Genomic DNA, 12,885 nt, shown 5'->3' with positions numbered 1-12,885 from the left:
ATGGGCGGGTTAATCAAGATCATCTTTGAGTATGATTTCGGGCTTTGAAAAACCTACCCCCTAGTCAACTAAAACACAGTTTGAGGAATTACTGTGCAACTAAAAACTAAAATAGCTGCAAAACGGGCAACGGGTGCTTACGCATTGATGGATAGTTTGAAACGCCATGGCGTCAAGCATATTTTCGGTTATCCAGGTGGAGCGATTTTACCGATTTATGATGAACTCTACCGCTTTGAAGCCACGGGAGATTTACAACATATTCTCGTGCGCCATGAACAAGGAGCCGCCCATGCGGCGGATGGTTATGCACGAGCAACGGGTCAAGTCGGCGTTTGTTTTGGGACATCAGGGCCGGGGGCTACTAATTTAGTCACGGGAATTGCGACGGCTCACATGGACTCTATTCCCATGGTCGTGATCACGGGACAGGTTCCCCGTCCGGCTATTGGTACAGATGCTTTCCAAGAAACAGATATCTACGGGATCACCCTTCCCATTGTTAAACACTCCTATGTGGTGCGTGAGCCGAAGGATATGGCTCGAATTGTGGCTGAAGCGTTCCATATTGCCAGTAGTGGACGTCCTGGCCCGGTGTTAATTGATATTCCTAAAGATGTAGGTTTAGAAGAATTTGATTATATTCCGGTTAATCCTGGGGAAGTCACCTTACATGGATATCGGCCAACGGTCAAAGGCAACTCCCGCCAAATTAATCAAGCGATTAAATTAATTCGCCAAGCCGAACGACCTCTGTTATATGTTGGCGGAGGCGCGATTTCTGCTGGAGCCCATGGGGAAATTCAAGAGTTAGCAGAACTGTTTAATTTGCCTGTAACAACAACCTTAATGGGTAAGGGGGTTTTCAATGAAAATCATGCCTTATCGGTGGGAATGTTGGGAATGCACGGCACTGCTTATGCCAATTTTGCGGTGACAGAATGCGATTTATTAATTGCCGTTGGCGCTCGTTTTGATGACCGAGTGACGGGAAAACTCGATGAATTTGCCTCCCGTGCCAAGGTGATTCATATTGATATTGATCCGGCGGAGGTGGGTAAAAATCGCGCTCCTGAAGTTCCCATTGTTGGGGATGTTAGACAGGTGTTAGTGGATTTATTGCGTCGATGTCAGGAAACGGGTGGGGGAACGGAAACCAGCCAAACGGCGGAATGGTTACAACGTATTCAACGCTGGCGAGAAGAGTATCCCCTGGTTGCGCCCAAGTACGAGGATTCTCTTTCTCCTCAAGAGGTGATTGATACCTTGGGGAAAATGGCTCCGAATGCCTACTACACAACGGATGTGGGACAGCACCAAATGTGGGCGGCTCAATTCCTGAAAAATGGCCCCCGTCAGTGGATTTCTAGCGCTGGCTTAGGGACGATGGGCTATGGAATGCCTGCCGCTATGGGCGCAAAAACGGCTCTACCCAATGAACAGGTGATTTGTGTGGCCGGGGATGCCAGTATTCAGATGAATATTCAGGAGTTGGGAACCCTGGGCCAATATGGAATTGCTGTGAAAACTGTGATTGTCAATAATGGTTGGCAAGGCATGGTGCGTCAGTGGCAAGAAACCTTCTATGGCGAGCGCTATTCTTCTTCTAATATGCAGCCCGGAATGCCTGACTTTGTGATGTTAGCGCAAGCCTACGGAGTGAAGGGAATTAAGGTGACTCGCCGGGAGGAGTTGAAAGATGCTATTGCAGAAATGTTGGCTTTCGATGGCCCGGTGTTGATGGATGTGCAGGTAAAACGGGATGAAAACTGTTATCCGATGGTGGCTCCGGGTAAGAGCAATGCTCAAATGATTGGTTTACCGGAGCGGACAAAACTCGAAAGTATTGAGTTAGTTTATTGCAATAATTGTGGCGCGAAAAATGTAGCCAGCAATAATTTCTGTCCTGAGTGTGGAACTAAACTCTAATTTAGGAGGTTATTAAGGTGATAAGCAACCCCTATATGGGGTTGTTTTTTATTTTAATGGAGCAAGAAGACTCCCGTTACATCCGTATTACTAGGAGCAGAAATCGTAAAAACCTCTGCATTATTAACGAAATTCTGGATAGATAACTTAATTTAATCAGCAACGTCTTGTAAGCGATTAGAAGCTATATCAAATAATTTTGATAAACCTCGTTGTTGCGCTTCAGCGCAATCAGAAGACTATAATAAAAACAATTAACCTCAATAATTTTCTCGTTTCTAAGTTCTACCTAGAAATACTATTCATCAAGGCTCCGCCTCCTGTTATTTGAGCCATAGCCTCAAAATTGGTATTCCAATGCAGAGCATGGGAAGGGGGGAATATTTTAGTTATTGATTATGATTCTCAACGTGGTATACTAATAGTTAATCTATACTTTATTGTATAGGCAAGTTTAACTCTTGATCACGATAGAAGTTAACTGTATGAATACATTTAAAAATATATCTGTGAAGGGATTTCGCCGTCTTCAAAATATTAACCTGGAGATGAGGAATCTCATCGTTATGATTGGTGCAAATGGTTCAGGAAAAACTTCTTTTTTAGATGTTCTTTCTGTACTCGCTGCTTCAGCAAGTGGGAATTTACATAATATATTGCAACTCAAAGGTGGCTTGAATGAAATTTTAACCAGAGGTGAAGCACAAGAGCTAAAAATTTCAGTTTCAATGCAAGTACCAGAGATCCAGCCTTTAAAATATAATTTAACTTTGTCTCCTAACGGGTTATCTTATGAAATTAGGGAAGAAACTTTAACACAGCAAAGCGATATCAATGCTACAGAACCATTTAAGTATATAGCATCAAGAAGTTCAGATATTAAATATTATAGTCAGGAAGACCGCAAACTTTTAAGACCCAATTGGGAACATAACCCCCTTGAAACATCCCTTTCTCAAGTTCCTAAAATGTATCGTGAACCCGAAAGTTTAAGAAAAAGATTGGCTTCCTGTACTTATTATGGAGCACTTGATGTTTCCGAGAAAAGCCCCATTCGTCTCCCTCAAACCATGCGTCCTGCCAAGTTACCAGGGGCAAGAGGTGAAGACTTAGTTTCCTGTCTTTATGACCTTCGAGAAAGCGATCGCGATCGCTTTGAAATGGTGGAAAATATTATATCTGTGGCTTTTCCAGATTTTGAGCGATTAAACTTTCCTCCCGTTGCCGCCGGAACTCTTTCTATGACTTGGACAGACCGAAATTTTTCTCAACCGATTTATGTCCATGAATTATCAGAAGGAACATTACGTTTTCTCTGGTTGGTTACTTTACTTCAAAGTAAAAATTTAACAACAATTACCTTACTAGATGAACCCGAAGTTAGCTTACATCCCGAACTTTTAAGACATTTAGTTTATCTAATGAGAGAAGCTTCAAAACATACACAACTGATCGTTGCCACCCACTCAGATCGACTGATTAGATTCCTAGAACCTAGGGAAGTTTTGATTTGTGATCTCGAAGAAGGTGAGGCAAAAATGACTTGGGCTGACACTCTTAATTTGGATAAATGGTTAGAAGATTATAGCCTTGATCAAGTTTGGGCAATGAATATCATGGGAGGTCGGCCATGAAAATTGCGATTTTGGTTGAAGGTGCTACTGAAGTGGCATTTAAAGAAAAACTTCGTGATTTTTTGCAAAGTTGCTTGGGTCAAAAAATGCCAAAGATTAAATTTATTCCGCAGGATGGTCGTATTCCCAAGGAAGGAAAACTTAGGCGTATTGTTGAAAATCTTTTAGATAATGATGGCTATGATGCTGTCATTGCACTGACCGATGTTTATACCGGAAAAAACGACTTTATCGATGCGAATGATGCTAAAGTTAAAATGAACAATTGGGTGGGAAATAACCCCAATTTTTACCCCCATACAGCATTACATGATTTTGAAGCATGGTTACTTCCCTACTGGCAAACTATCCAACAATTAGCAAAACATAATCTTTCTGCTCCTAATGGTTCTCCTGAAACTGTGAATCACGATCACCCTCCTTCTTATAGAATTAAACAGATTTTTAGCGTAGGAAAATGCAAAAGAGACTATAATAAAATAATTGATGGCAAAGCGATTTTAAAGAAAAATGATCTGATGATAGCCATCAAAGCCTGTCCAGAATTAAAAGCTTTTGTGAATCGAATTATTTCTCTCTGTGATCAGGATAAAGTGATCCCTTGATGTAATCAAAACTTCTTAAACTTAGAACAAATTTGGTAAACCTCGTTGTTGCACTTCAGCACAATCAGAAGACTATAATAAAAACAATTAACCTCAATAATTTTCTCGTTTCCTCGTTTCTAGGTTCTACCTAGAAATGATATTATGGAGGCTCCGCCTCCTGTTATTTATTTGAGGCAGAGCCTCAAAATTGGCATTCCCATGCAGAGCAGGGGAACGAGGGAATGCAGAGCAGGGGAACGAGGGGAACCAGGGAACGAGGGACGAGCCAACAAAATATTAGCAACTTAACATTGTCACCCAATTTTGATGGTCTGGGAAAAAATTATGACTTATAAACACTTAGACGGGTATAATGTTCTCAAATAATAATCAAAGTGGATCTAAGTTTTGATTGTCTTTTACATTGAGATAAATCAATGCAATCTTCCATCGTCTTATCTATATTTATATGACTGATGCAAACTGGAATACAATTTTAGACAGTATACCCGATCTAGCTTCAGAAGCTATTGTTAGTGATGACTTTGTTAAGCCTTTATTAAAAGCTATAGGGTTTAGTCTTGAGGAACAATACCCTAAATTTAATACGGGTTCTGGGACAGTAGGTTTTGCATCTCGGAAAAACCAAGACAGTGATATTTTTAATCAATCAAAAACTGATCCTTATCTGTTGGTAGAAGTTACAGGTCGAGCTATTAGTTGGGGGGCGAGAATAAATCTCTTGGAGAAAAAACCGCAGTATCGCAACGCTCAAAATCAAATTAAACAATATTTACTATCCCCTAACTGTAAAACTGCTCAATGGGGAATTATTACAAATTCAATCCATATTCAACTTTTTCGGCGACATGGTAAAGTTGTTCATCCTGCTACACCTTGCTGGCTAATTAAAAAAGATAATATCCTAGATATTGTTAATCGCATTAAAGATTTGATCGAGAATCCTTTACCTGCTTTAGTCGTTAGTCTCTACAATGATAAGGGAGGTGTTGGCAAAACAACAACTACAATCAACTTAGCTTCTATCTTACGGAGACAGAAAAAGAATGTTTTAGTGATTGACTTTGATCCTCAACAGCAAGACTTAACAGATTCGCTGGGTTTACAACCTACAAAAACCAAGTTATCTGATTGTTTAATTGATCGATCTTTAAACATTAAAGATGCTATTCAGCCTTTTAAAATTAAAACTAAATCTGGAGAGGTTCGAGTTTTTGACGTTATCCCTTCAGATTCGGGTTTAAAAGAAGTTCTGCTTTCTGACAACCGAGGAACACAACTTCAAAAAGGGCCAGCAAGGTTAAGAGATTTATTAGAGAGTTTGAAACCTGATTATGATTATATTTTGATCGATGCACCCACAAACTGGACGTTTTTTAGCCAAAGTTGTGTTTATGCCTCTGATGTTGTTTTAATGCCAACTAAACACACGAATTTTGCCTCCTTAAAGAATGCTGCTAAAGTCATCCTAGAATTTATTCCTGAAATTCAAGAAGTAAGAGATAAAAAAGGAGAGTATGGCCCGATTCCTTTGCCTATTTTTTTTAATGAACATAAAGCAACAGAGACTTCATTGAAACGAGCTAACAATGAAATCAAGTCGATCATTTCCCTAAAGCAAGGTGATAAATTAGTTTTTAATCCTGATTTATTACCCTACTTTTATCCAAAACATACAAAAGGTAGTCCAGATCAAACAATATTCAGTATTCCAGAATATGCTATTGTTGCAAGTGCCGCTTTTGAACGGATACCTGCCGTATTTAAGCATAAAACTGTAAACGATTATTATCTTTCTTTAGCACAGGAGTATTTTCTTTATGAGTGATTTTGATAATATTGGTAAATTAATGCACTTGCCTTTAATTGATATTGAACCCGGACAAGAAATTACAGGACAGGAATTTTTAGTGTTAGGTGCAGCCGAAGCTATTTTACAAGCAAATGGACGAAATTGGGTTCCAGTGATTGTGCAGGAAATTGCAGATTATCAGTATCAAACTGTGAGTAACCATTTTGTCTATGCAGCGGCTAAAAAAGCACAATTAGAGCGGGTTTGGTGTATTGTTATTGATCCAAAACCTTCTAATATTGAACAAGCTAAAATTTTAACGAGAGAAGCTAATCCGGTTGTTAATGTTAATTTATGTACAGCTTCCAGAGATAAAATTCTAGCAGCACTCGGCTATTTACAATCTGAATCTACCAGTCCTTTAAAAAAAGTAGATTTAATTAAAGTAACAGACTTTATTCTTGAATCTAATCGAGAAACTTGGGCTGATCTTAATGAACTTATAAAGTTAAAATGTGGAATTACAAAAGGGAACAAATTAGACTGTTTAAAAAAAGTCTTTTACTGTAAACCAGAACCTCTGCCACCGCCACCGCCAGCACCGGAACGTGTATCTATTAAAAAAGCCAACCGAGATCAAATTTTTGAGCGTCTCAATTATTTATCTATTAATAAAATAGATGGTTTTGATAAAATAGATCCGGATCAATTAGCTGATACTCTATTTACAACTCCTAGAGAGAAATGGAAAAGTTTAAATCCTATTTCAACCCTTGACTGTGGAGTCAGTAAAAATCAGATTAAAACTCTAAAAACCGTATTTTCTTTATAAATAATAGAGAAATATTATATTGATTGGGCGATCGCTCTTTGGAATTTAGGGGAGTTGAGATGCGATCGCTATTAAGGATTTTGAAGCATTTTAAGTATATGTTTAGCTAAATTCTGATTAATTTCTCGATGTCTAGCAATAGGTTGTGAAATCTTTGTCATCGGATTTTGATACCAATCATGGTTTCCACCATGTCTAATAAAAACACAGCCCATTTCTTCTAATTGTTTAATTAAATCTCTCCTTTTCATAATAACTCCAACTCTGCAACTTTTCTAACAGAAGGAATATTATTGCTACTAAATTCGTGATACAAGTCTAATAAATTTTGTTTTAATTCTTCTAAAGAAATTCCTTGAGTCCAATAATCAGGATATTCTTCTAAGTAACCAAGAAACATATCCTCATCTTGCCAATAAATGTATTTTTGCTTATCCATTGCTTTAATGTTAATTTTGATAGCTATGCCGAATATTATATCAACAAAATAATGAAATTAAGAACTTTTGCGATCGCTCTTTTGGGTGTAGGGTAGTTGATGGTGCGATGCCGACAGGCGGCGGCTACGCCATCGCTTTCCTACTCTTCTGTTGAGGTGCGATGCCGACAAGCGGTGGCTACGCCATCACGCTCCGTCGAACTCACGTTAATTTTATCCCATAATCAGGGTCAGAAACCCGGTTTCTTGAGGTGTAGGTAAATCCTAAAAAAAATAAGGTGAGTTACAACATTGGTAAACCCACCTTAAAATTAAGATTGAAACAGAGATTAACCTCTCAATGCTTCTGCACCACCGACCACTTCCAGAAGTTCCTGGGTAATCGTGGCTTGGCGAGCTTTGTTGTAGGATAACGTTAGACTTTTAATTAAATCTCCAGCGTTTTCACTGGCGTTACTCATCGCCGTCATCCGGGCGGCTAACTCACTAGCGATGGATTCTTGCCAAGCGCGTAACAATTGATTTGTTAAGAACAAAGGCAATAACGCATCTAAAATTTGGGCCGGATCTTGTTCAAAAATCATATCTCTCGGTAAATCCGTGAGAGTGTTTTTGACCTTTTCTCTGGTAACTTCAAACTGACCATTTTTAGTCGTTAAACGGAAGATTTCATCATCCGTTGGCTCTAACCCTTGGGGGTCAAGCGGTAACAAGGTTTGAATCACGGGACGAGAAGCAATTAACGAAACAAATTTCGTATAAATCAACTCAATCCGATCCAATTCTCCCGATAAAAATAAAGCCAGAAGATTGTCCGCAGAATCCCTGACTTTATCTATGGTGGGATTTTTTTCGGGGTTTTCTACCGTTGCGCGGATATCAACATCCCGTCTTTGGAAATATTGAATCGCTTTACGTCCGACTAACAAATAAGTGCATTCAACGCCTTCGGCTTCTAACTCTTTAGCGCGAGTTTCAGCCCGTTTGATAATGCTGCTATTATAGGTTCCACACAAGCCTCGATTACCAGAAATTACCAGTAATCCGACTTTTTTGACTTCCCGTTGTTTAAGGAGAGGCAAATCTGCTTCTTCAAATTTTAAACGGGATTGTAACCCATAAAGAATTCCGGCTAACCGATCAGCAAAGGGACGAGAAGCTAAGACTTGTTCCTGGGCGCGACGCACTTTTGCAGAAGCCACCAGACGCATCGCTTCTGTAATTTTCTTGGTATTTTTAACGGAATCAATGCGATCGCGGATCGCTTTTAAATTTGACATAGTTTTGTCAGATTTGCATTATGAACGAAGGAGGAAGAAGGGTGTGGGTCAACAGTCAACCGTTGTAGGGGTGGGGTAAGCCCCGCATCGTGTCAACTTAAGCCGAAAACCCGTGATTATAGCCGAGATTAGATCCCCCTAAATCCCCCTTAAAAAGGGGGACTTTGAACTCTAATCCCCCCCTTTCCAAGGGGGGTTAGGGGGGATCATTGACTTGGGATCAGATCAAGGAAATTCGGGTTTTAGTGCCTACTTTTAGCCTTAAGTTGACACTAATGGGTAAGCCCCGCATCGTGTCAACTTAAGCCGAAAACCGTGATTATAGCCGAGATTAGATCCCCCTAAATCCCCCTTAAAAAGGGGGACTTTGAACTCTAATCCCCCCCTTTCCAAGGGGGGTTAGGGGGGATCTAGGACGCTTAAAAAAATCAACAAACTTTCGGTTTTCTAGCCTACTTTTAGCGCGATTGTTAACACCAATGGGTAACCCCGCCCGTACTAGCCAACACCCCATCATCCCTTAAGGAGAAACTAAGAAAGTTTGTTTGAACTCAGTGATTGCTTCTTTCAGCAGACCTTCAGCTTCATCATCAAGGACTTTTTTACCTTGAACGACTTCGACATATTTGGGTTTGCTATTTTTCAGATAGTCCCGCAGTCCGACAGCAAAAGCAACGATTTTTTCAACGGGAATCTCATCGAGATAACCGTTAATTCCGGCGTAAATCACCGCCACCTGTTCAAACAATTGCAGAGGAGAATTTTGGGGTTGTTTTAACAGTTCTTGCAGACGTTTGCCCCGTTCCAATTGGTTGCGGGTGGCTTGGTCTAAATCAGAGGCGAACTGAGAAAATGCCGCTAACTCAGCATACTGAGCTAATTCTAATTTAACTTTCCCGGCGACTTTCTTCATGGCTTTGGTTTGAGCCGCAGAACCCACACGGGAAACGGAAATCCCGGCGTTCACTGCCGGACGTAAACCGGAGTTAAATAAGTCAGAAGATAAGAAGATCTGACCATCGGTAATTGAAATCACGTTGGTCGGAATATAAGCCGAAACGTCACCCGCTTGGGTTTCAATCACAGGTAAGGCCGTCATGCTACCGCTACCGAGTTCATCGTTCAGTTTCGCAGCCCGTTCTAATAAACGAGAGTGGAGGTAGAACACATCCCCAGGATAGGCTTCCCGTCCGGGAGGACGACGCAGTAACAGAGACATTTGACGGTAGGCTTGGGCTTGTTTAGATAAGTCATCATAGATGACCAGGGTGTGCTTGCCCTTATACATGAAGTATTCAGCCAGGGTCGCGCCCGTATAGGGGGCCAGGTATTGCAGAGTTGCGGATTCACTGGCACTGGCAGCAACGACGATAGTATATTCCATCGCGCCTTTTTCTTCCAGAGTTGCGACGACTTGAGCAACGGTAGAAGCTTTTTGACCAATAGCAACGTAGACGCAGATCACGTCTTCGCCTTTTTGGTTAATGATGGTGTCAATGGCGATGGAGGTTTTTCCGGTTTGACGGTCGCCAATAATTAATTCCCGTTGACCCCGACCGATGGGGATCATGGAGTCAATAGCCGTAATCCCCGTTTGCATGGGTTCGCACACAGAACGACGGGCGATAATCCCAGGGGCTGGAGATTCTAATAAACGAGTTTCAGTGGTTTTGGGATCGCCTTTACCATCAATCGGACGGGCCAACGCATCGACAACTCGGCCTAACATGGCGTCCCCAACGGGGATTTGAGAAATTCTTCCGGTGGCGGTAACGGGGGAACCTTCTTGGATATCCCGACCTTCACCCATTAACACCGCACCGACGTTATCTTCTTCTAAGTTTAGAGCAATCCCGATGGTGCCTTCGGCAAATTCTAACAGTTCACCAGACATGACTTTATCTAAGCCATAAATCCGGGCAATACCGTCACCGACTTGCAGAACAGTTCCGACGTTAGTTTCTTTAACGTCTTGGTCGTACTGTTCAATTTGCTGCTGAATAATACTGCTAATTTCGTCAGGTCTGATCGCTACCATTGTTCTTGTCAGTAGTTAGGGGTTATAAGTTCAGTAAAAATCCCCGGCATGATCATGACGGGTTACAACAATTTATTGGGCTAATTTCATCCCAATTCGACGCAGTTGTCCGCGCAAACTGGCATCCACCACGCGAGATCCAACTTTAATAATCACACCGCCCAACAGGTTAGGATCAACTGTGCTGGAAATTTCCACAGACCGGGCTTGGGTCATGGCTTTGACCTTTTCGGTCAAGGTATTCTGTTGAGCTTCTGTTAACGGGTGGGCGGAAGTGACTTCTGCTAAAACTGCCTGATTGAGTTTCCGCAGTAAGACTAAATACTGTTTAGCAATTTCTTCTAGGAATAAAATCCGTCCTCGATCCACTAATAGCATCAAGAAATTCCGTAACAAGGGATTAACTTGATCGGCTGTAATCCTTTGCAGAACGGCTTTTTTGTCCTGGGGTTTAACCACAGGACTTCCTAAAAAGGTTTTTAATTCTGCGGAACTGTCCAGTAATTCTAGTAATAAGCGAGTGTCATTACCGAAGTCTTCCGTTAAGTTTCTCGATTGAGCCAAGGACATTAACGCCGAGGCGTAAGGCTCGATAATTTCTCCAGCGATCGCACTCATATTTAACCTCCCAACAGCATTAGACTCTGATCAATTAATCGTTCCTGAACAGTGTCATTCAGCTGCTGTTTGAGTTGAGATTCTGCCCGTTCAATGGCTTGAGTGGCGATCAGAGAACGCAGTTGAGCAATCACCCGTTCTCGATCTGAATCTAACTCTTGGTTGGCAGTTGCTTTCATGCGTTCCACATCTTCGACGGCTTTGGCGAGAATTAACTCTCTAACAGCTTTTGCCCGTTCTTCCGCTTCGGCTAAAATCCGTTGAGCTTCGGTTTGGGCGGCGGTTAATTTTTGTTGTTGTTCTGCCAGAGACGCTTCCGCTTGTTTTTGGCGCTGTTCAGCTTCTAGAATCGCTTCTTCAATGGTGGAGCGTCTTTCATTTAGGATTTTTCCTAAAAAGCCTCGCCCAAAGTAAACCAGCACACCAATCAGAATGGCTAGGTTAATTAGGTTCGTCTCAAAAATATTGGTATTGAGACCGAATCCAGCTTCAGAGCCAGCTTCTGTGGCTAGTAATAAAACAGTCTCCATGATGTTCTTCTCATAAATGCGCGGCTTAAGTTTTAACTCCCCATATTGGGCGTTATCATCTAGCCTGGGCTGTCTTCAATCCGAATTTTCCGCAGTTTAACAAGCTGATCACAAGATTGTTTTCAGCTTTAGCGCAGCCAAGATTATTTAACTAACTCAGCCCCTAATAATTTTTCTAAAATTTGGCGACTGAGGGGTTCTACTTGTTGCTCTAAAGCTTGCAGGGCTTGTTGTTTTTCCTGCTCAATTTCTTGAGCCGCTATTTCTCTCAATTTTTGCGCTTCTTGCATCGCTTCTGCGACTTTTCCAGAGGCAATTTTCTGGGCATTCGCTTGAGCATTTACAATCGTCGCTTGAGCTTTTTTCCGAGTTTCTGCCAACTCTAATTCGTACTGGTGGGCTAATTTTTCAGCTTTAGCCAGACGTTCTTTGGCGTTGACTTCCCGTTCCCGAATATAATCGGCCCGTTCATCAATTGCCGTTCCTAATGGTTTATAAAAAACCCGGTTCAAAATTGCTGCCAAAATCAAGAACTGCACTGCCATTAAGGGCAGGGTGGCATCGAGATCAAACAGTCCCCCTTCTTTGGCAGCCTCTTCAACCGCAAATAAAATTGTCCCGTGCATTATTGTCCTTTGAAGAGTTGAATTAAAGATGGATTTTAGACCTAGATTTGAGATAGACCAAAACCTAAAATCTAAAATCCATGTTTGGATTACTGTTTAGGCGAAGGGGTTAGCAAACAGTAATACCAGAGAAACGACTAAACCATAAATGGTCAGTGCTTCCATGAAGGCTAAACTTAACAGTAAAGTCCCACGAATTTTACCTTCTGCTTCGGGTTGACGGGCAATCCCTTCCACTGCTTGACCAGCAGCAATCCCTTGACCAATTCCAGGGCCGATCGCGCCTAAACCAATAGCTAAAGCAGCAGCAACAACGGAAGCAGCAGCAATCAGTGGATTCATGATAATTTTCTTCCTTCTAAATACAAAAGAGTTAACAAACAATCAGTTAGACAAATGTGAAATCAATCCCTATCAGCATTTATAAAACTAGGAGGTTTGAAGAAAATATTTTTCTTCTTTGTCCCGTTATCAATGCCAGATTCGTTTAATGGATTGGAGTCCCCAAAACGTTATTTTACCAATAAAGGGGATCTAGTTTAACCCAACAGCACATTTT

At 41.3% G+C, this 12,885-nt stretch carries 13 protein-coding genes; 5 read left to right on the top strand and 8 right to left on the bottom strand.

What is annotated here, in order from left to right:
• Window positions 1-93 precede the first annotated feature (93 nt).
• The 5 genes from ilvB (at window position 94) to PL8927_RS00955 (ending at window position 6,795) form a co-directional block, all read left to right on the top strand.
• Window positions 94-1,929, top strand: coding sequence for a biosynthetic-type acetolactate synthase large subunit (gene ilvB / locus PL8927_RS00975; protein WP_083616617.1), 1,836 nt, complete (start codon window positions 94-96; stop codon window positions 1,927-1,929).
• 485 nt (window positions 1,930-2,414) lie between these two features.
• A complete protein-coding gene (locus tag PL8927_RS00970; RefSeq protein WP_083616615.1) occupies window positions 2,415-3,563 on the top strand; it encodes an AAA family ATPase in 1,149 nt (382 codons plus the stop codon).
• Complete coding sequence (locus PL8927_RS00965) at window positions 3,560-4,168, top strand: DUF4276 family protein (protein ID WP_083616613.1); 609 nt, start codon at window positions 3,560-3,562, stop codon at window positions 4,166-4,168. Before PL8927_RS00970 ends, PL8927_RS00965 begins: the two co-directional genes overlap by 4 nt.
• A 451-nt stretch (window positions 4,169-4,619) precedes the next feature.
• Entirely contained in the window at window positions 4,620-5,999 is a 1,380-nt protein-coding gene (locus tag PL8927_RS00960) for a ParA family protein (RefSeq protein ID WP_083616611.1), read from the top strand.
• Window positions 5,992-6,795: a ParB N-terminal domain-containing protein gene (locus tag PL8927_RS00955; protein ID WP_083616609.1), complete on the top strand. Its 804-nt coding sequence runs from the start codon at window positions 5,992-5,994 to the stop codon at window positions 6,793-6,795. The genes PL8927_RS00960 and PL8927_RS00955 overlap by 8 nt, the downstream gene beginning before the upstream one ends.
• A gap of 71 nt (window positions 6,796-6,866) precedes the next feature.
• Here PL8927_RS00955 and PL8927_RS00950 read toward each other — a convergent pair whose 3' ends face one another.
• The 8 genes from PL8927_RS00950 to atpE all read right to left on the bottom strand — a co-directional run bounded on the left by PL8927_RS00950 (window position 6,867) and on the right by atpE (window position 12,668).
• Entirely contained in the window at window positions 6,867-7,046 is a 180-nt protein-coding gene (locus tag PL8927_RS00950) for a type II toxin-antitoxin system HicA family toxin (protein ID WP_026788940.1), read from the bottom strand.
• Window positions 7,043-7,234 (bottom strand): hypothetical protein, encoded by a 192-nt coding sequence (locus PL8927_RS00945; RefSeq protein WP_083616607.1) that lies wholly within the window; start codon window positions 7,232-7,234, stop codon window positions 7,043-7,045. Before PL8927_RS00945 ends, PL8927_RS00950 begins: the two co-directional genes overlap by 4 nt.
• Before the next feature lie 329 nt (window positions 7,235-7,563).
• Window positions 7,564-8,514, bottom strand: coding sequence for a F0F1 ATP synthase subunit gamma (locus PL8927_RS00940; RefSeq protein WP_083616605.1), 951 nt, complete (start codon window positions 8,512-8,514; stop codon window positions 7,564-7,566).
• 520 nt (window positions 8,515-9,034) lie between these two features.
• Window positions 9,035-10,552 carry a F0F1 ATP synthase subunit alpha gene (gene atpA, locus PL8927_RS00935; protein ID WP_083616603.1) on the bottom strand — a complete coding sequence of 506 codons (1,518 nt, stop codon included), beginning with the start codon at window positions 10,550-10,552 and terminating at the stop codon, window positions 9,035-9,037.
• A 72-nt stretch (window positions 10,553-10,624) separates the two neighbouring features.
• Window positions 10,625-11,170, bottom strand: coding sequence for an ATP synthase F1 subunit delta (gene atpH, locus PL8927_RS00930; protein WP_083616601.1), 546 nt, complete (start codon window positions 11,168-11,170; stop codon window positions 10,625-10,627).
• A 2-nt stretch (window positions 11,171-11,172) separates the two neighbouring features.
• On the bottom strand, window positions 11,173-11,700 hold the full coding sequence (locus tag PL8927_RS00925) for a F0F1 ATP synthase subunit B (RefSeq protein WP_083616599.1): 528 nt from the start codon (window positions 11,698-11,700) through the stop codon (window positions 11,173-11,175).
• A 143-nt stretch (window positions 11,701-11,843) separates the two neighbouring features.
• Window positions 11,844-12,329 (bottom strand): F0F1 ATP synthase subunit B', encoded by a 486-nt coding sequence (locus PL8927_RS00920; RefSeq protein WP_197047280.1) that lies wholly within the window; start codon window positions 12,327-12,329, stop codon window positions 11,844-11,846.
• Between the two features lie 93 nt (window positions 12,330-12,422).
• Complete coding sequence (gene atpE / locus PL8927_RS00915) at window positions 12,423-12,668, bottom strand: ATP synthase F0 subunit C (RefSeq protein WP_026786419.1); 246 nt, start codon at window positions 12,666-12,668, stop codon at window positions 12,423-12,425.
• Between the last annotated feature and the right edge of the window lie 217 nt (window positions 12,669-12,885).

This window comes from Planktothrix serta PCC 8927, from assembly GCF_900010725.2.
In the GTDB taxonomy this organism is placed as follows: domain Bacteria; phylum Cyanobacteriota; class Cyanobacteriia; order Cyanobacteriales; family Microcoleaceae; genus Planktothrix; species Planktothrix serta.
This window is presented reverse-complemented; position numbering and strand designations above follow the sequence as displayed.

What these genes read in the sequence shown, in the direction of transcription:
- PL8927_RS00955 (WP_083616609.1), top strand. Translation starts at nt 5,992, where the DNA reads ATGAGTGATTTTGATAATATTGGTAAATTAATGCACTTGCCTTTAATT.
- PL8927_RS00940 (WP_083616605.1), bottom strand. Translation starts at nt 8,514, where the DNA reads ATGTCAAATTTAAAAGCGATCCGCGATCGCATTGATTCCGTTAAAAAT.
- atpE (WP_026786419.1), bottom strand. Translation starts at nt 12,668, where the DNA reads ATGAATCCACTGATTGCTGCTGCTTCCGTTGTTGCTGCTGCTTTAGCT.
- PL8927_RS00945 (WP_083616607.1), bottom strand. Translation starts at nt 7,234, where the DNA reads ATGGATAAGCAAAAATACATTTATTGGCAAGATGAGGATATGTTTCTT.
- PL8927_RS00925 (WP_083616599.1), bottom strand. Translation starts at nt 11,700, where the DNA reads ATGGAGACTGTTTTATTACTAGCCACAGAAGCTGGCTCTGAAGCTGGA.
- PL8927_RS00950 (WP_026788940.1), bottom strand. Translation starts at nt 7,046, where the DNA reads ATGAAAAGGAGAGATTTAATTAAACAATTAGAAGAAATGGGCTGTGTT.
- PL8927_RS00970 (WP_083616615.1), top strand. Translation starts at nt 2,415, where the DNA reads ATGAATACATTTAAAAATATATCTGTGAAGGGATTTCGCCGTCTTCAA.
- atpH (WP_083616601.1), bottom strand. Translation starts at nt 11,170, where the DNA reads ATGAGTGCGATCGCTGGAGAAATTATCGAGCCTTACGCCTCGGCGTTA.
- PL8927_RS00960 (WP_083616611.1), top strand. Translation starts at nt 4,620, where the DNA reads ATGACTGATGCAAACTGGAATACAATTTTAGACAGTATACCCGATCTA.
- PL8927_RS00965 (WP_083616613.1), top strand. Translation starts at nt 3,560, where the DNA reads ATGAAAATTGCGATTTTGGTTGAAGGTGCTACTGAAGTGGCATTTAAA.
- atpA (WP_083616603.1), bottom strand. Translation starts at nt 10,552, where the DNA reads ATGGTAGCGATCAGACCTGACGAAATTAGCAGTATTATTCAGCAGCAA.